Origin of the sequence: Streptomyces sp. NRRL B-24572 (assembly GCF_002156145.1) — a bacterium.
GTDB classification, from domain to species: domain Bacteria; phylum Actinomycetota; class Actinomycetes; order Streptomycetales; family Streptomycetaceae; genus Streptomyces; species Streptomyces vietnamensis.
This window is the reverse complement of the sequence record NZ_MWIG01000693.1, coordinates 1-15,905: the sequence shown is the minus strand read 5'-3', so window position 1 is coordinate 15,905 and position 15,905 is coordinate 1. Positions and strand designations below refer to the sequence as shown.

At 73.2% G+C, this 15,905-nt stretch carries 18 protein-coding genes; 7 read left to right on the top strand and 11 right to left on the bottom strand.

Annotated elements, in window-relative coordinates:
- On the bottom strand, positions 1-1,174 hold a 1,174-nt coding region (locus tag CCN56_RS33795; RefSeq protein WP_086831648.1), incomplete at its 3' end, for an exo-beta-N-acetylmuramidase NamZ domain-containing protein.
- A gap of 166 nt (positions 1,175-1,340) precedes the next feature.
- Between CCN56_RS33795 and CCN56_RS33790 the strand changes: the two genes are divergently transcribed.
- Both CCN56_RS33790 and CCN56_RS33785 read left to right on the top strand, forming a co-directional pair.
- Positions 1,341-2,123: an SDR family oxidoreductase gene (locus CCN56_RS33790; protein ID WP_086831647.1), complete on the top strand. Its 783-nt coding sequence runs from the start codon at positions 1,341-1,343 to the stop codon at positions 2,121-2,123.
- A gap of 77 nt (positions 2,124-2,200) precedes the next feature.
- Positions 2,201-2,794, top strand: coding sequence for a TetR/AcrR family transcriptional regulator (locus CCN56_RS33785; protein ID WP_041128430.1), 594 nt, complete (start codon positions 2,201-2,203; stop codon positions 2,792-2,794).
- 42 nt (positions 2,795-2,836) lie between these two features.
- On the opposite strand, the gene CCN56_RS33780 is transcribed toward CCN56_RS33785, so the two are convergent.
- Together CCN56_RS33780 and CCN56_RS33775 are read right to left on the bottom strand one after the other, a co-directional pair.
- A complete protein-coding gene (locus CCN56_RS33780) occupies positions 2,837-4,051 on the bottom strand; it encodes an acyl-CoA dehydrogenase family protein (protein WP_086831646.1) in 1,215 nt (404 codons plus the stop codon).
- A gap of 6 nt (positions 4,052-4,057) precedes the next feature.
- The gene (locus CCN56_RS33775) at positions 4,058-5,080 is read right to left on the bottom strand and encodes a phosphotransferase family protein (RefSeq protein ID WP_086831645.1); all 1,023 of its coding nucleotides are present in this window, start codon (positions 5,078-5,080) and stop codon (positions 4,058-4,060) included.
- Between the two features lie 130 nt (positions 5,081-5,210).
- On the opposite strand from CCN56_RS33775, the gene CCN56_RS33770 reads away from it, so the two are divergent.
- On the top strand, positions 5,211-6,464 hold the full coding sequence (locus tag CCN56_RS33770) for an enolase C-terminal domain-like protein (RefSeq protein ID WP_086831644.1): 1,254 nt from the start codon (positions 5,211-5,213) through the stop codon (positions 6,462-6,464).
- 174 nt (positions 6,465-6,638) lie between these two features.
- Here CCN56_RS33770 and CCN56_RS33765 read toward each other — a convergent pair whose 3' ends face one another.
- Positions 6,639-7,550 carry an MBL fold metallo-hydrolase gene (locus CCN56_RS33765; RefSeq protein ID WP_086831643.1) on the bottom strand — a complete coding sequence of 304 codons (912 nt, stop codon included), beginning with the start codon at positions 7,548-7,550 and terminating at the stop codon, positions 6,639-6,641.
- 195 nt (positions 7,551-7,745) lie between these two features.
- A complete protein-coding gene (locus CCN56_RS33760) occupies positions 7,746-8,132 on the bottom strand; it encodes a helix-turn-helix domain-containing protein (protein WP_086831642.1) in 387 nt (128 codons plus the stop codon).
- Between the two features lie 85 nt (positions 8,133-8,217).
- Here CCN56_RS33760 and CCN56_RS33755 point away from each other — a divergent pair, with 85 nt between their 5' ends.
- Positions 8,218-8,823 carry an NADPH-dependent F420 reductase gene (locus CCN56_RS33755; protein WP_256962320.1) on the top strand — a complete coding sequence of 202 codons (606 nt, stop codon included), beginning with the start codon at positions 8,218-8,220 and terminating at the stop codon, positions 8,821-8,823.
- Between the two features lie 43 nt (positions 8,824-8,866).
- Complete coding sequence (locus tag CCN56_RS33750; RefSeq protein ID WP_086831640.1) at positions 8,867-9,796, top strand: NADP-dependent oxidoreductase; 930 nt, start codon at positions 8,867-8,869, stop codon at positions 9,794-9,796.
- Between the two features lie 62 nt (positions 9,797-9,858).
- Here CCN56_RS33750 and CCN56_RS33745 read toward each other — a convergent pair whose 3' ends face one another.
- The 5 genes from CCN56_RS33745 to CCN56_RS33725 are packed head-to-tail and all read right to left on the bottom strand — an operon-like array spanning position 9,859 to position 12,595.
- Entirely contained in the window at positions 9,859-10,176 is a 318-nt protein-coding gene (locus CCN56_RS33745; RefSeq protein WP_086831639.1) for a DUF202 domain-containing protein, read from the bottom strand.
- Positions 10,173-10,568 (bottom strand): YidH family protein, encoded by a 396-nt coding sequence (locus tag CCN56_RS33740; protein WP_086831638.1) that lies wholly within the window; start codon positions 10,566-10,568, stop codon positions 10,173-10,175. The genes CCN56_RS33745 and CCN56_RS33740 overlap by 4 nt, the downstream gene beginning before the upstream one ends.
- Positions 10,569-10,627: 59 nt before the next feature.
- The gene (locus CCN56_RS33735; protein WP_086831637.1) at positions 10,628-11,146 is read right to left on the bottom strand and encodes an NUDIX domain-containing protein; all 519 of its coding nucleotides are present in this window, start codon (positions 11,144-11,146) and stop codon (positions 10,628-10,630) included.
- Positions 11,147-11,176: 30 nt separating this feature from the next.
- A complete protein-coding gene (locus CCN56_RS33730; RefSeq protein WP_086831636.1) occupies positions 11,177-11,941 on the bottom strand; it encodes a glucose 1-dehydrogenase in 765 nt (254 codons plus the stop codon).
- Between the two features lie 24 nt (positions 11,942-11,965).
- Complete coding sequence (locus tag CCN56_RS33725) at positions 11,966-12,595, bottom strand: TetR/AcrR family transcriptional regulator (protein WP_086831635.1); 630 nt, start codon at positions 12,593-12,595, stop codon at positions 11,966-11,968.
- An 82-nt stretch (positions 12,596-12,677) separates the two neighbouring features.
- Between CCN56_RS33725 and CCN56_RS33720 the strand changes: the two genes are divergently transcribed.
- Together CCN56_RS33720 and CCN56_RS33715 are read left to right on the top strand one after the other, a co-directional pair.
- Positions 12,678-14,333, top strand: a complete 1,656-nt coding sequence (locus CCN56_RS33720; protein ID WP_086831634.1) for an FAD-binding dehydrogenase — start codon at positions 12,678-12,680, stop codon at positions 14,331-14,333.
- Positions 14,334-14,439: 106 nt separating this feature from the next.
- Positions 14,440-15,324, top strand: coding sequence for a TIGR03619 family F420-dependent LLM class oxidoreductase (locus CCN56_RS33715; RefSeq protein WP_086831633.1), 885 nt, complete (start codon positions 14,440-14,442; stop codon positions 15,322-15,324).
- Between the two features lie 138 nt (positions 15,325-15,462).
- On the opposite strand, the gene CCN56_RS33710 is transcribed toward CCN56_RS33715, so the two are convergent.
- A complete protein-coding gene (locus CCN56_RS33710; protein WP_143664708.1) occupies positions 15,463-15,669 on the bottom strand; it encodes a hypothetical protein in 207 nt (68 codons plus the stop codon).
- Between the last annotated feature and the right edge of the window lie 236 nt (positions 15,670-15,905).

Here is a 15,905-nt window from a genome sequence, read left to right as displayed (position 1 = left end):
CGACGACCTCGTCGACGCCCGCGCCCGCGTCGATCAGGGTCCGTACCCGGGTCGAACCGGTCAGCTTGTCGATCCAGTGGTCCGCCCGCCAGGCGAAGCCCGACCACGAGCTGCGGGCGGTGACGAGGAGCCCGATCCCGGTCCGTACCGGGTCGAAGGAGTCCCGGTCGTCGACGTGCAGCTGCACCCCGCCGATCGTCTTCCCCTGGAACTTGGAGAAGGTCGGGGCGAAGTACGCCTCGCGGAACCGGACCCCGGGCAGGCCGAGGGCGTTCGCCGCCTCCGCCCACCGCCGGTCGATGCCCTCGGCGCCGAGGAGTTCGAAGGGGCGGGTGGTGCCGCGCCCCTCGGAGAGGTTCGTGCCCTCGAAGAGGCACGTGCCGGAGTAGACGAGCGCGGTGTCCGGCGTCGGCATGTTCGGGCTGGGCGGCACCCACGGCAGCCCGGTCGCGTCGAAGAACTCCGACCGCCGCCACCCCGTCATCCGTACGGTCTCCAGGGCGACGGGCGCGGCCAGGAACTCGCCGTTGAAGAGACCGGCCAGCTCGGCGACCGTCATGCCGTGTGCCTGCGCGATCGGCTCCCGCCCGACGAAGGTCGCGAACGCCCGGTCCAGGACGGGCCCGAGCGCCGCCCGCCCGGTCACCGGGTTCGGCCGGTCCAGGACGACGAACCGCTTCCCGGCGAGGGCGGCGGCCACCATGCAGTCGTACAGCGTCCAGATGTACGTGTAGAAGCGGGCGCCGACGTCCTGGACGTCGAAGACGACCGTGTCCACACCGGAGGCGGTGAAGACGTCCGCGAGGGACTGCCCGCTCTTCAGGTACGTGTCGTGGACGGGCAGCCCGGTCGCCGGATCGTCGTACCGGCCCTCGGAGCCGCCCGCCTGGGCGGTGCCCCGGAAGCCGTGCTCGGGGCCGAAGACGGCGACGAGGTCCACCCGCTCGTCGGCGTGCATGACGTCGACGACGTGGCGCGCGTCCGGGGTGATGCCGGTCGGGTTGGTGACGATGCCGACCCGCTCGCCGGCGAGGAGGGCGTACCCGTCGGCCGCGAGCCGCTCGAAGCCGGTCCGCACCCGGCCGTGACCGGGGGCGGCGGATGCGGGGGCGGTGGCCGTGGCCGCCCCCAGGGCGCCTCCGGCGGCCAGCAGACTCCGTCGCGACAGGCTCATGCGGGAGGACCTCCTCGGAGTGACGGGAGTGACATGGGCACGCACGCTAGCGCTCCTGACCGCCCCGGGGAACGAGGCGTGCGGAACGGGTCTTCCGCCACTCCATACCGACCGGTTAGTCTGTCCCGATCCTGGCAGCTGACCATCACGGCCGAGAGGTGGGTCCATGACCGCGGACACGAACGAGCTCCACGGCGCCGGCGTCGTCGTCACCGGAGCGGGCGGCGGCATCGGCGCCGCCCTTGCCCGCCGCTTCGCCGCCGAGGGCGCCCGCGTCGTCGTCAACGACCTCGACCCCGGGCGCACCAAGGCCGTCGCCGAGGAGATCGGCGCCGTCCCCGTTCCCGGCGACGCCTCCGCCGTCGTCGACGAGGCCCGTGAAGCCCTCGGCGGCACCGTTGACGTCTGGTGCGCCAACGCCGGACTCTCCTCGCCGGGTGACGCCTTCGCCGACGAGGACGTCTGGGCCGCCGCCTGGGACGTCAACGTCATGGCCCACGTCCGCGCGGCCCGCGCCCTCCTCCCGGAGTGGCTGGAGCGCGGCAGCGGCCGCTTCGTCTCCACCGTCTCCGCCGCCGGACTGCTCACCATGATCGGCGCGGCGCCGTACAGCGTCTCCAAGCACGGCGCGTACGCCTTCGCGGAATGGCTGTCCCTCACCTACCGCCACCGCGGCCTGAAGGTCCACGCCATCTGCCCGCAGGGCGTCCGTACGGACATGCTCACCGCCGCCGGATCCGCCGGCGAGCTCGTCCTCGCCCCCACGGCCATCGAGCCCGAGGACGTCGCCGACGCCCTCCTCGACGCCATCCGGGCCGACCGCTTCCTCGTCCTGCCCCACCCCGAGGTCGCCGGCTACTACCGCAACCGCGCCACCGACCCCGAGCGGTGGCTCGGCACGATGAACCACGTCCAGCAGACCTGGGAGACGGCCACCCGTCAGGCGTAGTCGCGACGGATGGGAAGATCTAGCGGCGGGAACGCGTTCCCATGACCGAAAACGATCACCACGGAAGGCGGCGGAGCATGGCCAGGACGACGGACGGGAGCGGCACCCCCGTCCCCCAGAGGCTCCTCGCCGCCGCCACCCGGCTCTTCGCCGAGCGGGGCTACGACCGCACCTCCGTCCAGGAGATCGTCGAGGCCGCCGGGGTCACCAAGGGCGCCCTCTACCACTACTTCGGCTCCAAGGAGGACCTCCTCCAGGAGGTCTACTCCCGCGTCCTGCGCCTCCAGCAGGAACGGCTCGACGCCTTCGCGGACGCCGACGCGCCCGTCGAGGACCGGCTGCGCGACGCCGCGGCCGACGTCGTCGTCACCACCATCGAGAACCTCGACGACGCCTCCATCTTCTTCCGCTCCATGCACCACCTGAGCCCCGAGAAGCACAAGCAGGTCCGGTCCGAGCGGCGCCGCTACCACGAGCGCTTCCGGGCCCTGATCGAGGAGGGCCAGCGGGCGGGCGTCTTCTCCTCCGCCACGCCCGCCGACCTCGTCGTCGACTACCACTTCGGCTCCGTGCACCACCTGTCGACGTGGTACCGCCCGGACGGCCCGCTGACCCCGCAGCAGGTGGCCGACCACCTCGCCGACCTCCTGCTGCGGGCCCTGCGCCCGTAAGAGCCGGTCCAGGGCAGGGTCCAGACCCGGTCCAGACCCGGTCTAGAGGTACTTCTTCAGCTCCCGGCGCGCCAGCGACCTCTGGTGCACCTCGTCCGGACCGTCCGCCAGCTTCAGCGTCCGCGCCGCCGCCCACAGTTCGGCCAGCGGGAAGTCCTGCGAGACGCCACCGGCTCCGTGCGCCTGCACGGCCTTGTCGATGATGTCGACGACCGCGCGCGGGGTCGCGATCTTGATGGCCTGGATCTCGGTGTGCGCGCCCCGGTTGCCGACGGTGTCCATCAGCCAGGCCGTCTTGAGGACGAGGAGCCGCAGCTGCTCGATGGTGACCCGGGCGTCGGCGATCCAGTTCTGCACGACGCCCTGCTGCGCGAGCGTCTTGCCGAAGGCGGTACGGGAGACCGCGCGCCGGCACATCAGCTCGACCGCCCGCTCCGCCATGCCGATGAGCCGCATGCAGTGGTGGATGCGGCCGGGGCCGAGCCGTGCCTGCGCGATGGCGAAGCCGCCGCCCTCCTCGCCGACGATGTTCGCGGCCGGGACCCGGACCCCGTCGAAGATCACCTCGGCGTGGCCGCCGTGGTAGTGGTCCTCGTACCCGTACACCTGCATCGCGCGCCGGACCTCGACGCCGGGGGTGTCGCGCGGCACGAGGATCATCGACTGCTGACGGCGGAGGTCGGTCCCCTCGGGGTCGGTCTTGCCCATGACGATGAAGATCCGGCAGTCGGGGTTCATCGCCCCGGAGATGTACCACTTGCGGCCGTCGACGACGTACTCGTCGCCGTCCCGCCGGATCCGGGTCTCGATGTTCGTCGCGTCGGAGGAGGCGACCTCGGGCTCGGTCATCGCGAAGGCCGAACGGATCTCGCCGGCGAGGAGCGGCTCCAGCCACTGCTTCTTCTGCGCCTCGTCGCCGAACTGGGCGAGCAGTTCCATGTTCCCGGTGTCCGGGGCGGCGCAGTTGAGGGCGGTCGGGGCCAGCTGCGGGCTGCGGCCGGTGATCTCGGCGAGCGGCGCGTACTGGAGGTTGGTCAGCCCGGCCCCGTACTCGGCGTCAGGGAGGAAGAGGTTCCACAGTCCCTGCCGCTTGGCCTCGGCCTTGAGCTCCTCCACGACCGGCGGGGTGTCCCACGGCGAGGCGAGCCGGGCGCGCTGCTCCTCGGCGACGGCCTCGGCCGGGTAGACGTGCTCGTCCATGAAGGCGAGGAGCTTGGCGCGCAGCTCGACCGTACGGGCGTCGTAGGCGAAGTCCATGATGGGTCAGCCCTCCTGAAGGGTGGTCAGGCCGTGTTCGATGAAGACGGGGACGAGTTCGCCGATGCGGTCGAAACCGGCGCCGACCGTCTGCCCGAGGGTCCAGCGGTAGTGGATGCCCTCCAGGATCACGGCGAGCTTGAACCAGGCGAAGGCCGTGTACCAGGCGAGTCCGGAGGTGTCGCGGCCCGAACGGGCCGCGTAGCGCTCGACCAGCTCGGCGGGGCTCGGATGTCCGGGGGCCGTGGCGGTCGTGGAGACGGGGGAGTCCGGCAGGTCCAGCGGCGTGCTGTACATGACGAGGAGGCCGAGGTCGGTGAGCGGGTCGCCGAGGGTCGACATCTCCCAGTCGAGGACGGCCCGGACCCGGTCGTCCTCGCCGACGAGGACGTTGTCGAGCCGGTAGTCGCCGTGGATCACGGTCGGCGTCCCGGACGACGGCAGCGCGCGCCCGAGGGCGGCGTGCAGCTCGTCGATCCCGGGCAGCTCGCGGCCGCGCGAGGCGTCGAGTTGCTTGCCCCAGCGGCGCAGCTGCCGGTCGAGGAAGCCCTCGGGGCGCCCGAAGTCGCCGAGCCCCACGGCCTCCGGGTCGACGGCGTGCAGGTCGACGAGCGTGTCGACCAGGCCGAGGACGGCCGCGCGGGTGCGCTCGGGGCCGAGCGGGGCGAGCTGCCGGGCCGAGCGGTACGGAGTCCCGTCGACGAACTCCATGACGTAGAACGGCGCGCCGAGCACGGATTCGTCCTCGCAGAGCAGCACGGTCCCGGGAACGGGCACATCGGTCCCGGCCAGGGCGCTGATCACCCGGTGCTCGCGCCGCATGTCGTGGGCGGTGGCGAGGACGTGGCCGAGCGGGGGCCGGCGGACCACCCAACGGCCGGTGCCGTCGCTCACGACGTACGTCAGGTTCGACCGGCCGCCCTCGATCAGCCGGGCTTCGAGGGGGCCGGACACGAGGCCGGGCCGCTCGCGGTCGAGGAATCGGTGCAGCTGCTCGGGGTCGAGTCCTGGCGGCGGGGCGGAGCTCATGCGTGCGTACCTCCGGATCGGCTTCGGTCGGCGTTCATGATGACCGACCAGTCGGTATGCAGTCCAGAGGGGGGTGGGAAAGCGTGTCCCGCACCCCGACGGCCGACCGTATGGCTGAATGGAGTCCGATATGGACGCGAAGCTGATCGTCGACGAAGTCCGGCTGACCCCGATCCTCGTCTCCGACCCGCCGCTCCTCAACACCCAGGGCGTCCATCAGCCCTACACGCCCCGGCTCGTGGTGGAAGTGGTCACGAGGGGAGGGGTGAGCGGCCTCGGCGAAACGTACGGCGACGGCGTCTACCTGGACGTCGCCCGCCCACTGGCAGAGGCCCTTCCGGGGCGCTCGGTCACGGACGTGAACGCTCTCTTCGAGTCGGCGCCGCCTCCGGACACGGACGCGGGCGCGGGGGTCGACGCGAGTGGCCTGCGCGGGGTCCGTACCGCCGAGAAGCTCCGCCTCTCCGTCGTCTCCGCCTTCGAGACCGCCTGCCTCGACGCGCTCGGCAGGACCCTCGGCCTGCCCGTCCACGCCCTCCTCGGCGGCAAGGTCCGCGACGAGGTCGAATACAGCGCCTACCTCTTCCACAAGTGGGCCGGCACCGACGCGTGGGGCGCCGCCCTCGACCCGGCCGGCATCGTCGCCCAGGCCCGCCGCTTCGACCGGGAGTACGGCTTCCGCTCCTTCAAGCTCAAGGGCGGGGTGTTCGCCCCGGACCGGGAGGTCGCGACCGTCCGGGCGCTCGCGCGGGAGTTCCCCGGCCGCCCGCTCCGCCTCGACCCCAACGGCGCCTGGTCCGTGGAGACCTCGCTCGCCGTCGCCCGCGAACTCGGGGACGTCCTGGAGTACCTGGAGGACCCGGCGACCGGCATCGCCGCCATGGCCGAGATCGCGGCCCGCACGGACGTCCCACTGGCCACCAACATGTGCGTGACCACCTTCGAGGAGATCCCGGAGGCCTTCGCGGAGCACGCGGTACGGATCGTCCTCTGCGACCACCACTACTGGGGCGGCCTCCACCGCACCCGCGAACTGGCCGCGCTCTGTCGGACGTACGGCGTCGGGCTCTCCATGCACTCCAACACCCACCTGGGCATCAGCCTCGCCGCCATGACCCAGGTCGCCGCCACCCTGCCGGGCCTCCGGCACGCCTGCGACACCCACTACCCGTGGCAGACGGAGGACGTCGTCACCCCGCGCCCCGTCTTCCGCGAGGGCCGCCTCAGGGTCTCCGACGCACCGGGGCTGGGGGTCGAGCCGGACCGTGGGGCACTGGCGGTCCTGCACCGGCGCTGGCTGGAGGACGACGGCGGGTACAGGGACCGCGACGACGCGGCGGCGATGCGAACGACGCACCCGAACTGGACCCCGAACCACTGGTGACCCCTGCGCCCGGCCGGGCCTCCACCCCGCGCCCGTGTGGGCCCGCGCCCGCTGCCGTGTGGGCAATCGTCCCGCGGGGCAGGGGGACCCCCTTGCCCAGGGGGTACCTCCCGGACGGAGTCTGGGGGAGGGACGACTGCCCACAACGGGCGGGCGCCGGCCCGCGACGGACCGCTACGCGTGGCAAGCCACCGGCACCCCGCCGTTCATCGCCGCCATGTCCCCGAACACCGCCACAGGATCCAGCGGCGACCCCTCCGGCAGCCCCTCCAGCTCCGCGTACGCCCGGTGCAGGTTCGCCACCAGCCGCTCGCTCTCCCGCCACGCGGCGAACTCGCCGAGGTCCGCCTCCCGAGCCGTCTCCAACGGTGTGGCGCCCTTCGCGTACCCCTCGGCGGCCAGTTCCCGCACCCACAGCAGGTACCGCTCCGTGGTGTCGTACGCCGAGGGGTCGGTCACCCGCCCGTGCCCCGGCACCACCGTCGGCGCGTCGAGTGACCGCAGCAGATCGAGCGCGCGCAGCGAACCGGCGAGCGAGCCCATCGGCAGGAACGGCGTCCCGCCGTGGAAGACCAGGTCGCCGGTGAAGACGACGCCCTGCTCCGGGAGATGGACGATGGAGTCGCCCGTGGTGTGCGCGGCGCCCGGGTGGAGCACCCGGACCTCGATCCCGCCGACGTACAGGGTGAGCCGCTCGCTGTACGTGACGGAGGGCGGCAGGATGTCGACGCGCCCGAAGTCGGTCTGCGGCCACAGCAGATGGAGCTGGTGTCCGGCGGCGATCTGCTCGGCGCGGCAGTTCTCGTGGCCCACGATCCGCGCCTCCGGCTGGAACACGCCGTTGCCGTAGGTGTGGTCGCCGTGGTGGTGGGTGGAGACGATGGTCCGGGGCAGCGGCAGCCCCTCGGCGAGCACCGCCTCGCGCAGCAGCCGTGCCCGCCGCTCGGTGGCGGCGGTGTCGACGAGCAGCGACTCGTCCGCGTCGCCGATGAACCCGGCGTTGTTCAGGCACCAGCCGCCGTCGGGCTGGACGAAGGCGTGCACGTGCGGAGCGAGCGTGACCACATAGGGATCGGTGGCAGACAAAGGGATTCCCCCGGATGAGAGCCCGACTGGACAGGGGAAGAGTGCCAGTCGGCCCCGGCCCCGGGGAAGTCGGAACGAACGGCTCCGGGGCAGTCGGAGGGGAGCCTCCGAAGAGTCCGGGACGAACGGCTCCGGGGAAGCCGGACGGGAGCCCCCGGGCAGTCGCACGTGCGCCTCCAGAGAGGTCGGGACGACCTACCCCTCGTCCCACCCCTGCGCCGCCGCGAACGCGTCCCCGTACTCCACCGACCACCGGCCCAGCGCCTCGATCGGCCCGAGCAGCGAACGCCCGAGCGCGGTCAGCGCGTATTCGACCCGGGGCGGGGTCTCCTCGTACGCCCGCCGCTCCACCAGCGCGTACCCCTCAAGCCGCCGCAGGGTCTCCGTCAGGACCTTCGCGCTGATCCCGCCGATCGCCGTCCGCAGCTCGCCGGGCCTCCGCGGCCCGTCCGCGAGCGCGTACAGGACGACCCCGTTCCAGGTGTTCGCGAGCAGGTCGAAACCGAGCCGCGCCCGGCAGTCCGCGAGGAGCCGGTCGGGGCCCCTGTCGGGATGCCGGTCGGAGTCCCTGTCGGTAACCATTCGGTAAGTCGCCCCCCGCCTAAGGTCGTTCACGACAGCACGCACAACGGTACGTGAGGGAGGACGCCCGATGCAGGTGGGAATCATGGGTACGGGAGCGATGGCACGGGCGCTCGGCGGAGGCTGGGTCAGGGCGGGCCACGAGGTGCTCGTCGGCGGCCGGGACGCGGAACGGACCGCCGCGCTCGCCGCGGGCACGGGGGCCCGGCCGGGCACCCTCGCCGAGGCCGCCCGCTTCGGTGGGGCGACGCTCCTGGCCCTGCCGTACGACGCGGTCCTGCCGGCCCTAGGGACGGTGGAGCCCGGGCGGATCCTGATCGACTGCACCAACGCGGTCGGCCCCGGCCCGGTCCTCACCACGGGCGAGGGCCCCGGCGCCGCCCGCACGCTCGCCGCCGCCACGGGCGCCCGGGTGGTGAAGGCCTTCAACCACGTCACGCCGGCGGTGTGGAGCCGTACCCCGCCCGTCTTCGCGGACGGACCGGTCGCCGTCCCCCTCTGCGGGGACGACGAGGAGGCCCTCGCCCTCGTCGCCGCCCTCGCCGCCGACCTGGGCTGCGCCCCCTTCGTCGCGGGCCCGCTGGCCCACGCGGACCTCCTGGAGGCGACCACGGCCTTCCTCATCGGCCTCTGGACCTCGGGCCGCGACCCGCGTGCCATGCTCCCGCCGCCGGCTGCCCTCGAAGGCTGATCCCGGCTTGCGGGCCGGTCCGTACGCACCGAGGGTCGAAGGTATGAAGGCGATCAGCTACAGCCGGTACGGCGGTCCCGAGGTCCTGGAGTACGGCGAGCTGCCCGAGCCCAAGATCGGACCGGACGCGGTCCTGATCGAGGTGCGGGCGGCCGCCGTCAACCCGGTCGACTGGAAGTGCCAGGCCGGGTACCTCGACGGTCTGATGGACGCGGTCTTCCCGGTCGTCCCCGGCTGGGACGTCTCCGGCGTCGTCGTCCGGCTCGGCCTCTGCGTCCCCGAGTTCGCCGTGGGCGACGAGGTGATGGGGTACGTGCGCGAGGACTTCCTCTCCCGGGGCACCTTCGCCGAGTACGTCGCCGCCCCCGTCCGCACCCTCGCCCGCAAGCCCCGCGCCTTCGGCTTCGAGGAGGCCGCGGCCCTCCCGCTCGTCGGCCTCACCGCGTACCAGGCGCTCCACCGGCCCCTCGCGGTACGGCCCGGGGACACCGTCCTCGTCCACGCGGCCGCCGGCGGGGTCGGCTCCATGGCCGTGCAGATCGCCCGCCACCTCGGCTGCCGGGTCATCGGCGCGGCCAGGGACGCGGGCCTGGAGCGGGTCGCGGAGCTCGGCGCGGAGCCCGTCCGCTACGACGAGGAGACCTTCGCCGACCAGGTCCGCGCCCTCGCCCCGCAGGGCGTGGACGCCGTCCTCGACACCATCGGAGGCCCGTTCCTGAAGCTCTCCGCCCCGCTCCTCGCCCCGCAGGGCCGGCTGGCCTCGATCGCCGACGGCGAGGTCCTCGCCCTCGGCGGCACCTACTTCTGGACCCGCCCCGACGCCGCCGACCTCGCGGCCCTCGCCGACCTGGCCGACGAGGGCGTCCTCACCGTACGGGTGGCCAGGTCGTTCCCGCTGGAACAGGCGGCCGAGGCCCAGCGCGCCAACGCGGCGGGCGGCCTCAACGGCAAGGTCGTCGTGACCGTCCCGTAGGACCGGGGCGCCTCACCCCGTCCCGTAGGAGTCCCGCAGGGGCCCCGCAGGACCGGGACGTCTCACCAGATCACCGCCGCCCCGAGGACGGCGAGCGCGATCGTGCACACCGCCGCGAGCAGCGCGCCCCGGTGGGAGAGCGGGACCGGCCGGGCCGCGTCCAGGGAACGGATCCGGCGGTGGGCCACGGCCAGGAAGGCGACCCACACCAGCGACGACAGCGCGAGCACGATCAGCCCCCTCGCCGTGAGCTCGTCGCCGGCGGTCAGTTTCACGGCGAGCACCGCGACGACCGTGCACGACAGGGTCGTACGCCGCCACGCGAGCCGGGTCCGCTCCGGCTGGAGCCCGGGATCCCGGGTCTCGCCGGCCGTACTCACCGCCCGGCCCAGCCGAAGACGACGAGCACCACCATCGCCAGCGCCACCGCGGCCACCGCGAGACTGAGCACCGCGGGGAACCGGGAGACGGGCAGGTCCTCGCCTCGCCGCATCGCCCGCTCGCAGCGCACCCAGTGGTTCACCGCCCGCAGCGCGCACAGCACACCGGCGGCGAGCAGCGCGAGCGCGAGCCCGACGCGCACGCCCCAGCGCAGGTCCGGCAGGAACTGGTCGACGGCGAAGCCGCCGCCGACGAGGGCGAGCGCGGTCCGGATCCAGGCCAGGAAGGTCCGCTCGTTGGCGAGGGAGAAGCGGTAGTCGGGGGTCTCGCCCTCGTCCCGGATCCGCTGCGGTGCGAACCACAGCCGCAGGCCCTGCACGAAATCGCTCACCCGTGCACCCTAACGGTCGGATGATCGGACCGCCGGGCAGCGGCTCCCGCGCCGGACGGTCAGCCCGCCGTATGCCCGCTGCGGGCCCGCAGCAGCTCGTACGCGGCGAGGCCGTCGGGCACCCACTCCCAGGTGCCGAGGCGTTCCTCCAGCTCCCCGTCCGTCAGGAAGGCGTGCCAGGCGACCTCTTCCACCTGCGGGTCGACCGGCAGGTCGCAGCGGACCTCGTAGACCGCCGACCACCACTTCCCCTCCCCGCCCCCGTCGAACAGGAACGTCAGGACCGGCTCGGGCCGGGGCAGTCCGGAGACCCCGAGCTCCTCCTCGGCCTCGCGCAGCGCGGCCTCGTCGTAGGACTCGCCCGCGCCGACGACACCGCCGACGAACATGTCGTACAGGGAGGGGTACGACAGCTTCGTCGACGTCCTGCGGTGGACGAAGATCCGGCCCTCGGCGTCCCGGACCCGGATGAAGACGCAGCGGTGGGTCAGGCCCCGCGCGTGCACCTCGCCGCGCGGGGCCTGACCGATCACCCGGTCGTTGTCGTCGACGACGTCCACGATCTCTTCAGCGCTCATGCGCCCATGAAATCACCGCGCCGTGAAACGTCACTGCCCCATGACGTACTTGATCGTCGGACCGGTCGTCCAGCCGCCGTCCACGGCGAGCTCCGCGCCCGTCACGTACGAGGCGGCGTCCGAGAGCAGGAAGACGACCGCGCCCGCGATCTCGTCGGCCTCGCCGACCCGGCCCATCGGCGTGTTGGGGTACTTGCCCTCGCCGCGCTCGATGCCGACGGAGGCCGTCATCGGGGTGTAGGTCATGCCGGGGTGGACGGAGTTGACGCGGATCTTCGCCGTGCCGAGCTCCACCGCGCCGATCTTCGTCAGGCCGCGCACGCCCCACTTGGAGGCGCCGTACCCGGCGGTCAGGGCCAGGCCCATCAGGCCCGCGGCCGAGGAGATGTTGACGATCGAGCCGCCGCCCGCCTCCCTCATCGCCGGGATCGCGGCCTTCATGCCGATGAAGACACCGGTCAGGTTGATGTCGAGGACCTTGCGGAAGTGCTCGACGGACTCGGTCTCCAGGAGGGCGCCGGTCGAGATGCCGGCGTTGTTCACCAGGCCGTGCAGCCCGCCGAACTCCGCCACGGCGAAGGCGACGGCCGCCGCCCACTCCTCCTCGGAGGTCACGTCGTGGTGGAAGAAGCGGGCCCGCTCGCCGAGCGCCTCGGCGGTGGCCTTGCCGTCCTCGTCGAGGACGTCGGTGATCACGACGTTCGCGCCGGAGACGACGGCCAGCCTGGCGGCCTCGGCGCCCAGGCCGCGGGCGCCGCCGGTGATGAGCACGGTCTTGCCGGTGAGGTCGTTCATGAGAGGAGGTCCCTTCGGGGGTGTTCAGACGCTCCGGGGCTGTGCGGCCCGGAGAAGCGCGGTGGTCGTCTCGACGAGGTCGGCGAGGAAGAGGGGCTCGTCCGTGAGGGGCTCGGTGCCGTCGAGGTACTGCCGGGCGCGGTCCGCCATGGCCGCGCCGACCACGGTCAGCGCCAGGTCGAGGCGCTCCAGGAGCAGGGGCTCGGGGAGTCCGTCGGCGGCCAGGCGGTCGGCGATCCGCTCGATGAGCCGCCAGTAGACGGTGCCGGCGAGCGTGGGATGGGGGGTGCGGGTGCGGACGCCGCTCTCGTGGCTGAGCTGCGCGGAGATCCGCAGGCAGCGGCGGCCCCGGTCGGTGCGCAGCTCGCTGGCCTCGGCGGCGACGAGCGCGGCGACCAGCTGCCTCAGGTCGTCCCCGGCGTCGTCGAGGAGGGGCGCGAGCACCTGTTCCGTACGGGTCTGGCGGCCGGCCATGACGGCGTCGAGCAGTCCGGCGCGCGAGCCGAAGTGGTACTGCACCGCGGAGGGATTGGCCTGTCCGGCGAGCGCCACGATGTCCCGCAGCTGTGCGCCGTCGACGCCCTGTGCGGCGAAGAGCTCCTCCGCCGCGCGGATCAGTTTGTCCCGGGTCTCGGGCCCTGACGTCCTCGCCATGCGTTCATATTAATGCTCGACATTAAAAAAGCGAAAGGGCGGACGGTTGACTCGATACACCCGTGTATCCAAGATGCGGTCCATGTCCTACGACGCTGATGTGATCGTGATCGGGGCGGGCCTCGCCGGCCTCGTCGCCACCGCCGAGCTGGTCGACGCCGGCCGCACCGTGATCCTTCTCGACCAGGAACCCGAGCAGTCCCTCGGCGGTCAGGCCCACTGGTCCTTCGGCGGCCTGTTCCTCGTCGACTCGCCCGAACAGCGCAGGATGCGCGTCAAGGACAGCCACGCCCTCGCCCTCCAGGACTGGTACGGCACCGCGGGCTTCGACCGCACCGAGGACCACTGGCCGCGGAAGTGGGCCGAGGCGTACGTCGACTTCGCCGCCGGCGAGAAGCGCGCCTGGCTCCACGCGCGCGGGGTGCGCTTCTTCCCCGTCGTCGGCTGGGCCGAGCGCGGCGGCTACGACGCGAACGGCCACGGCAACTCCGTACCCCGCTTCCACATCACCTGGGGCACCGGACCCGGCCTCGTCGCCCCCTTCGAGCGCAGGGTCCGCGAGGGCGCCGCCCGTGGCCTCGTCGACCTCCGCTTCCGCCACCGCGTCACCGGGCTCGGCCGCACCGCCGGAGCCGTCGACACGGTCTCCGGCGAGATCCTGGCCCCCTCCACCGCCGCCCGCGGCACCGCGTCGAGCCGCGAGGCCACGGGCACCTTCGAACTGCGCGCCCAGGCCGTGATCGTCACCTCCGGCGGCATCGGCGGCAACCACGACCTCGTCCGCGCGCAGTGGCCCGCCCGGCTCGGCACCCCGCCCGCCAAGCTGCTCTCCGGCGTCCCCGCCCACGTCGACGGACTGATGCTCGGCGTCGCCGAGAAGGCCGGCGCCCGCCACATCAACCGCGACCGGATGTGGCACTACACCGAGGGCATCGAGAACTGGAACCCCATCTGGGCCCGGCACGGCATCCGCATCCTGCCCGGACCGTCCTCCCTCTGGCTCGACGCCACGGGCAAGCGCCTGCCCGTCCCGCTCTTCCCCGGCTTCGACACCCTGGGCACCCTCGAACACATCATGCGGACCGGCCACGACCACACCTGGTTCGTCCTCGACAAGCGCATCATCGGCAAGGAGTTCGCGCTCTCCGGCTCCGAACAGAACCCCGACCTCACCGGCAAGTCCGTCCGGGACGTCCTCGGCCGCGCCCGCGCCGACGTACCGGGCCCCGTCCAGGCCTTCATGGACCACGGCGTCGACTTCGTCGTCGAGAACGACCTCTCCGCCCTCGTCCGCGGCATGAACGCCCTCACCGGCGAACCCCTGATCGACGAGGCCGCCCTGCGCCGCGAGCTCACCGCCCGCGACCGCGAGATCACCAACCCCTTCACCAAGGACCTCCAGGTCACGGCGATCCGCGGCGCCCGCAGGTACCTGGGCGACAAGCTGATCCGTACGGCCGCCCCGCACCGCATCCTCGACCCGAAGGCGGGCCCGCTGATCGCCGTGCGCCTCAACATCCTCACCCGCAAGTCCCTCGGTGGCCTGGAGACCGACCTCGACTCCCGCGTCCTGACGGAGGGCGGCGAACCCCTGGACGGCGTGTACGCGGCGGGCGAGGCGGCCGGCTTCGGCGGTGGCGGAGTCCACGGCTACCGCTCCCTCGAAGGCACCTTCCTCGGCGGCTGCATCTTCTCGGGCCGCGCGGCGGGCCGGGCGGCGGCCCGGGCGGTGAGCTGAAACCGACGGCGAAGGCGGTCGACCGACGGGCCCCGCCCGGCGTGTGGCGCGTCTCACACGCCGAGCCCTTCGTGTCGCGGCCCTCCCCGCCGCCCAGGATGAGGCCATGGAGATAGGCATCGCACTGCCCCAGTACGGCACCCACGCCCGCGCCGAGCGCATCGCGGCCTTCGCGCGCGACGCCGAGGACGCCGGGTTCGACTCGTTCTGGGTCGGCGACCGCGCCCTGACCCCGGTCGCCCCCAGCGACCTCTATCCGGGGCACACCCCGGAGAACCCGTACCCCCACCAGTACAAGACCTTCCTCGACCCGCTGACCGTGCTCACCGTCGCCGCCGGCGCGAGCTCCCGCGCCCGGCTCGGCATGAGCACCCTCAACGGCCCCTGGTACCCGCCGGCCCTGCTCGCCCGCTCCCTCACCTCGCTCGACCAGGTCAGCGGCGGACGTCTGGACGTCGGACTCGGCATCGGCTGGCTGCGGGACGAGTACACCGCCGTCGGTGCCGACTTCGGCCGGCGCGGCGCCCTCCTCGACGAGCTGCTCGACGTCCTCCACGGCTTCTGGACCCAGGAGGAGTTCGGCCACGAGGGACCCCACTGGACGATCCCCGCCTCGTACGTCGGCCTGCGCCCCGTCCAGCCCGCCGGACCGCCCGTCTACCTCGGCGGCTTCAGCCCGGCCGCCCTGCGGCGGGTCGGCCGCCGGGCCGCCGGCTGGGTCGGCGCCGTCCTGCCGCCCGGGGTGGCCGAGGGCCTGTGGCACGTGGCGCGGCGCGCCGCCGAGGAGGCGGGCCGCGACCCGGGGGCGCTGCGCCGGCAGATCCGGTACAACCCCGCCCCCGGAGCCACGGCGGACGCGATCGCCGCCGTCCTGGCGGGCGTGCGCGACACCGGCGCCGACGGCTGCTTCGTCGACCTCCAGCAGTCGGTCGACTCGCCCGGCGAGGCCCTGGAGCTCGGGATCAAGGTCCTCGGGCTGCTGCGGGGCTGAGCACGGCGAAGGCGGCGGGCCGACGGCGAAAGCGGTGAGCCGGCGCCGACGGCGAGGCGTTCGGCCGACGCCCGTGGGCGAGCCGGTCGGCTGACGCCGGGGGAGTGCGCAGGGCAGTATGACGGAGTGACAAAACGCTTACTGCTCGCCGTCGTTGGCTCGGCGGTCGCCCTGGGCGGCCTCGCGGCCTTCCTCGTGCTCCAGGGCCTGGACGCCGCGGACAAGTGGAGCAGCGTCCTCAGCCTGTTCTTCACGGTGGCGGGGTTCCTGCTGGCCCTGGTGGGCCTCTTCGCACGGAGCCCCCGGCAGTCGGCGGACCACGCCGTCACCGGGGGCTCGCTGCACCAGNNGAGGGCCAGGGCGGCGGCGGGACACAATCGGCCCACGGGGCGCGTACGGCCGGAGACCTGCACCAGATCGACGGGGTGGGTGGCTCGGTACGCATCGAGCCTCCGACGGGCACGCCGTGAACCGGTTCTTCAAGCGCCGGACGGCACCGCAGTCGGCAGAGGGAGCCACGGCCGACGGCCCCATCACCATGATCAGCGAGGTCCGGGGAAACGTCACCGTCGTCACCGGAC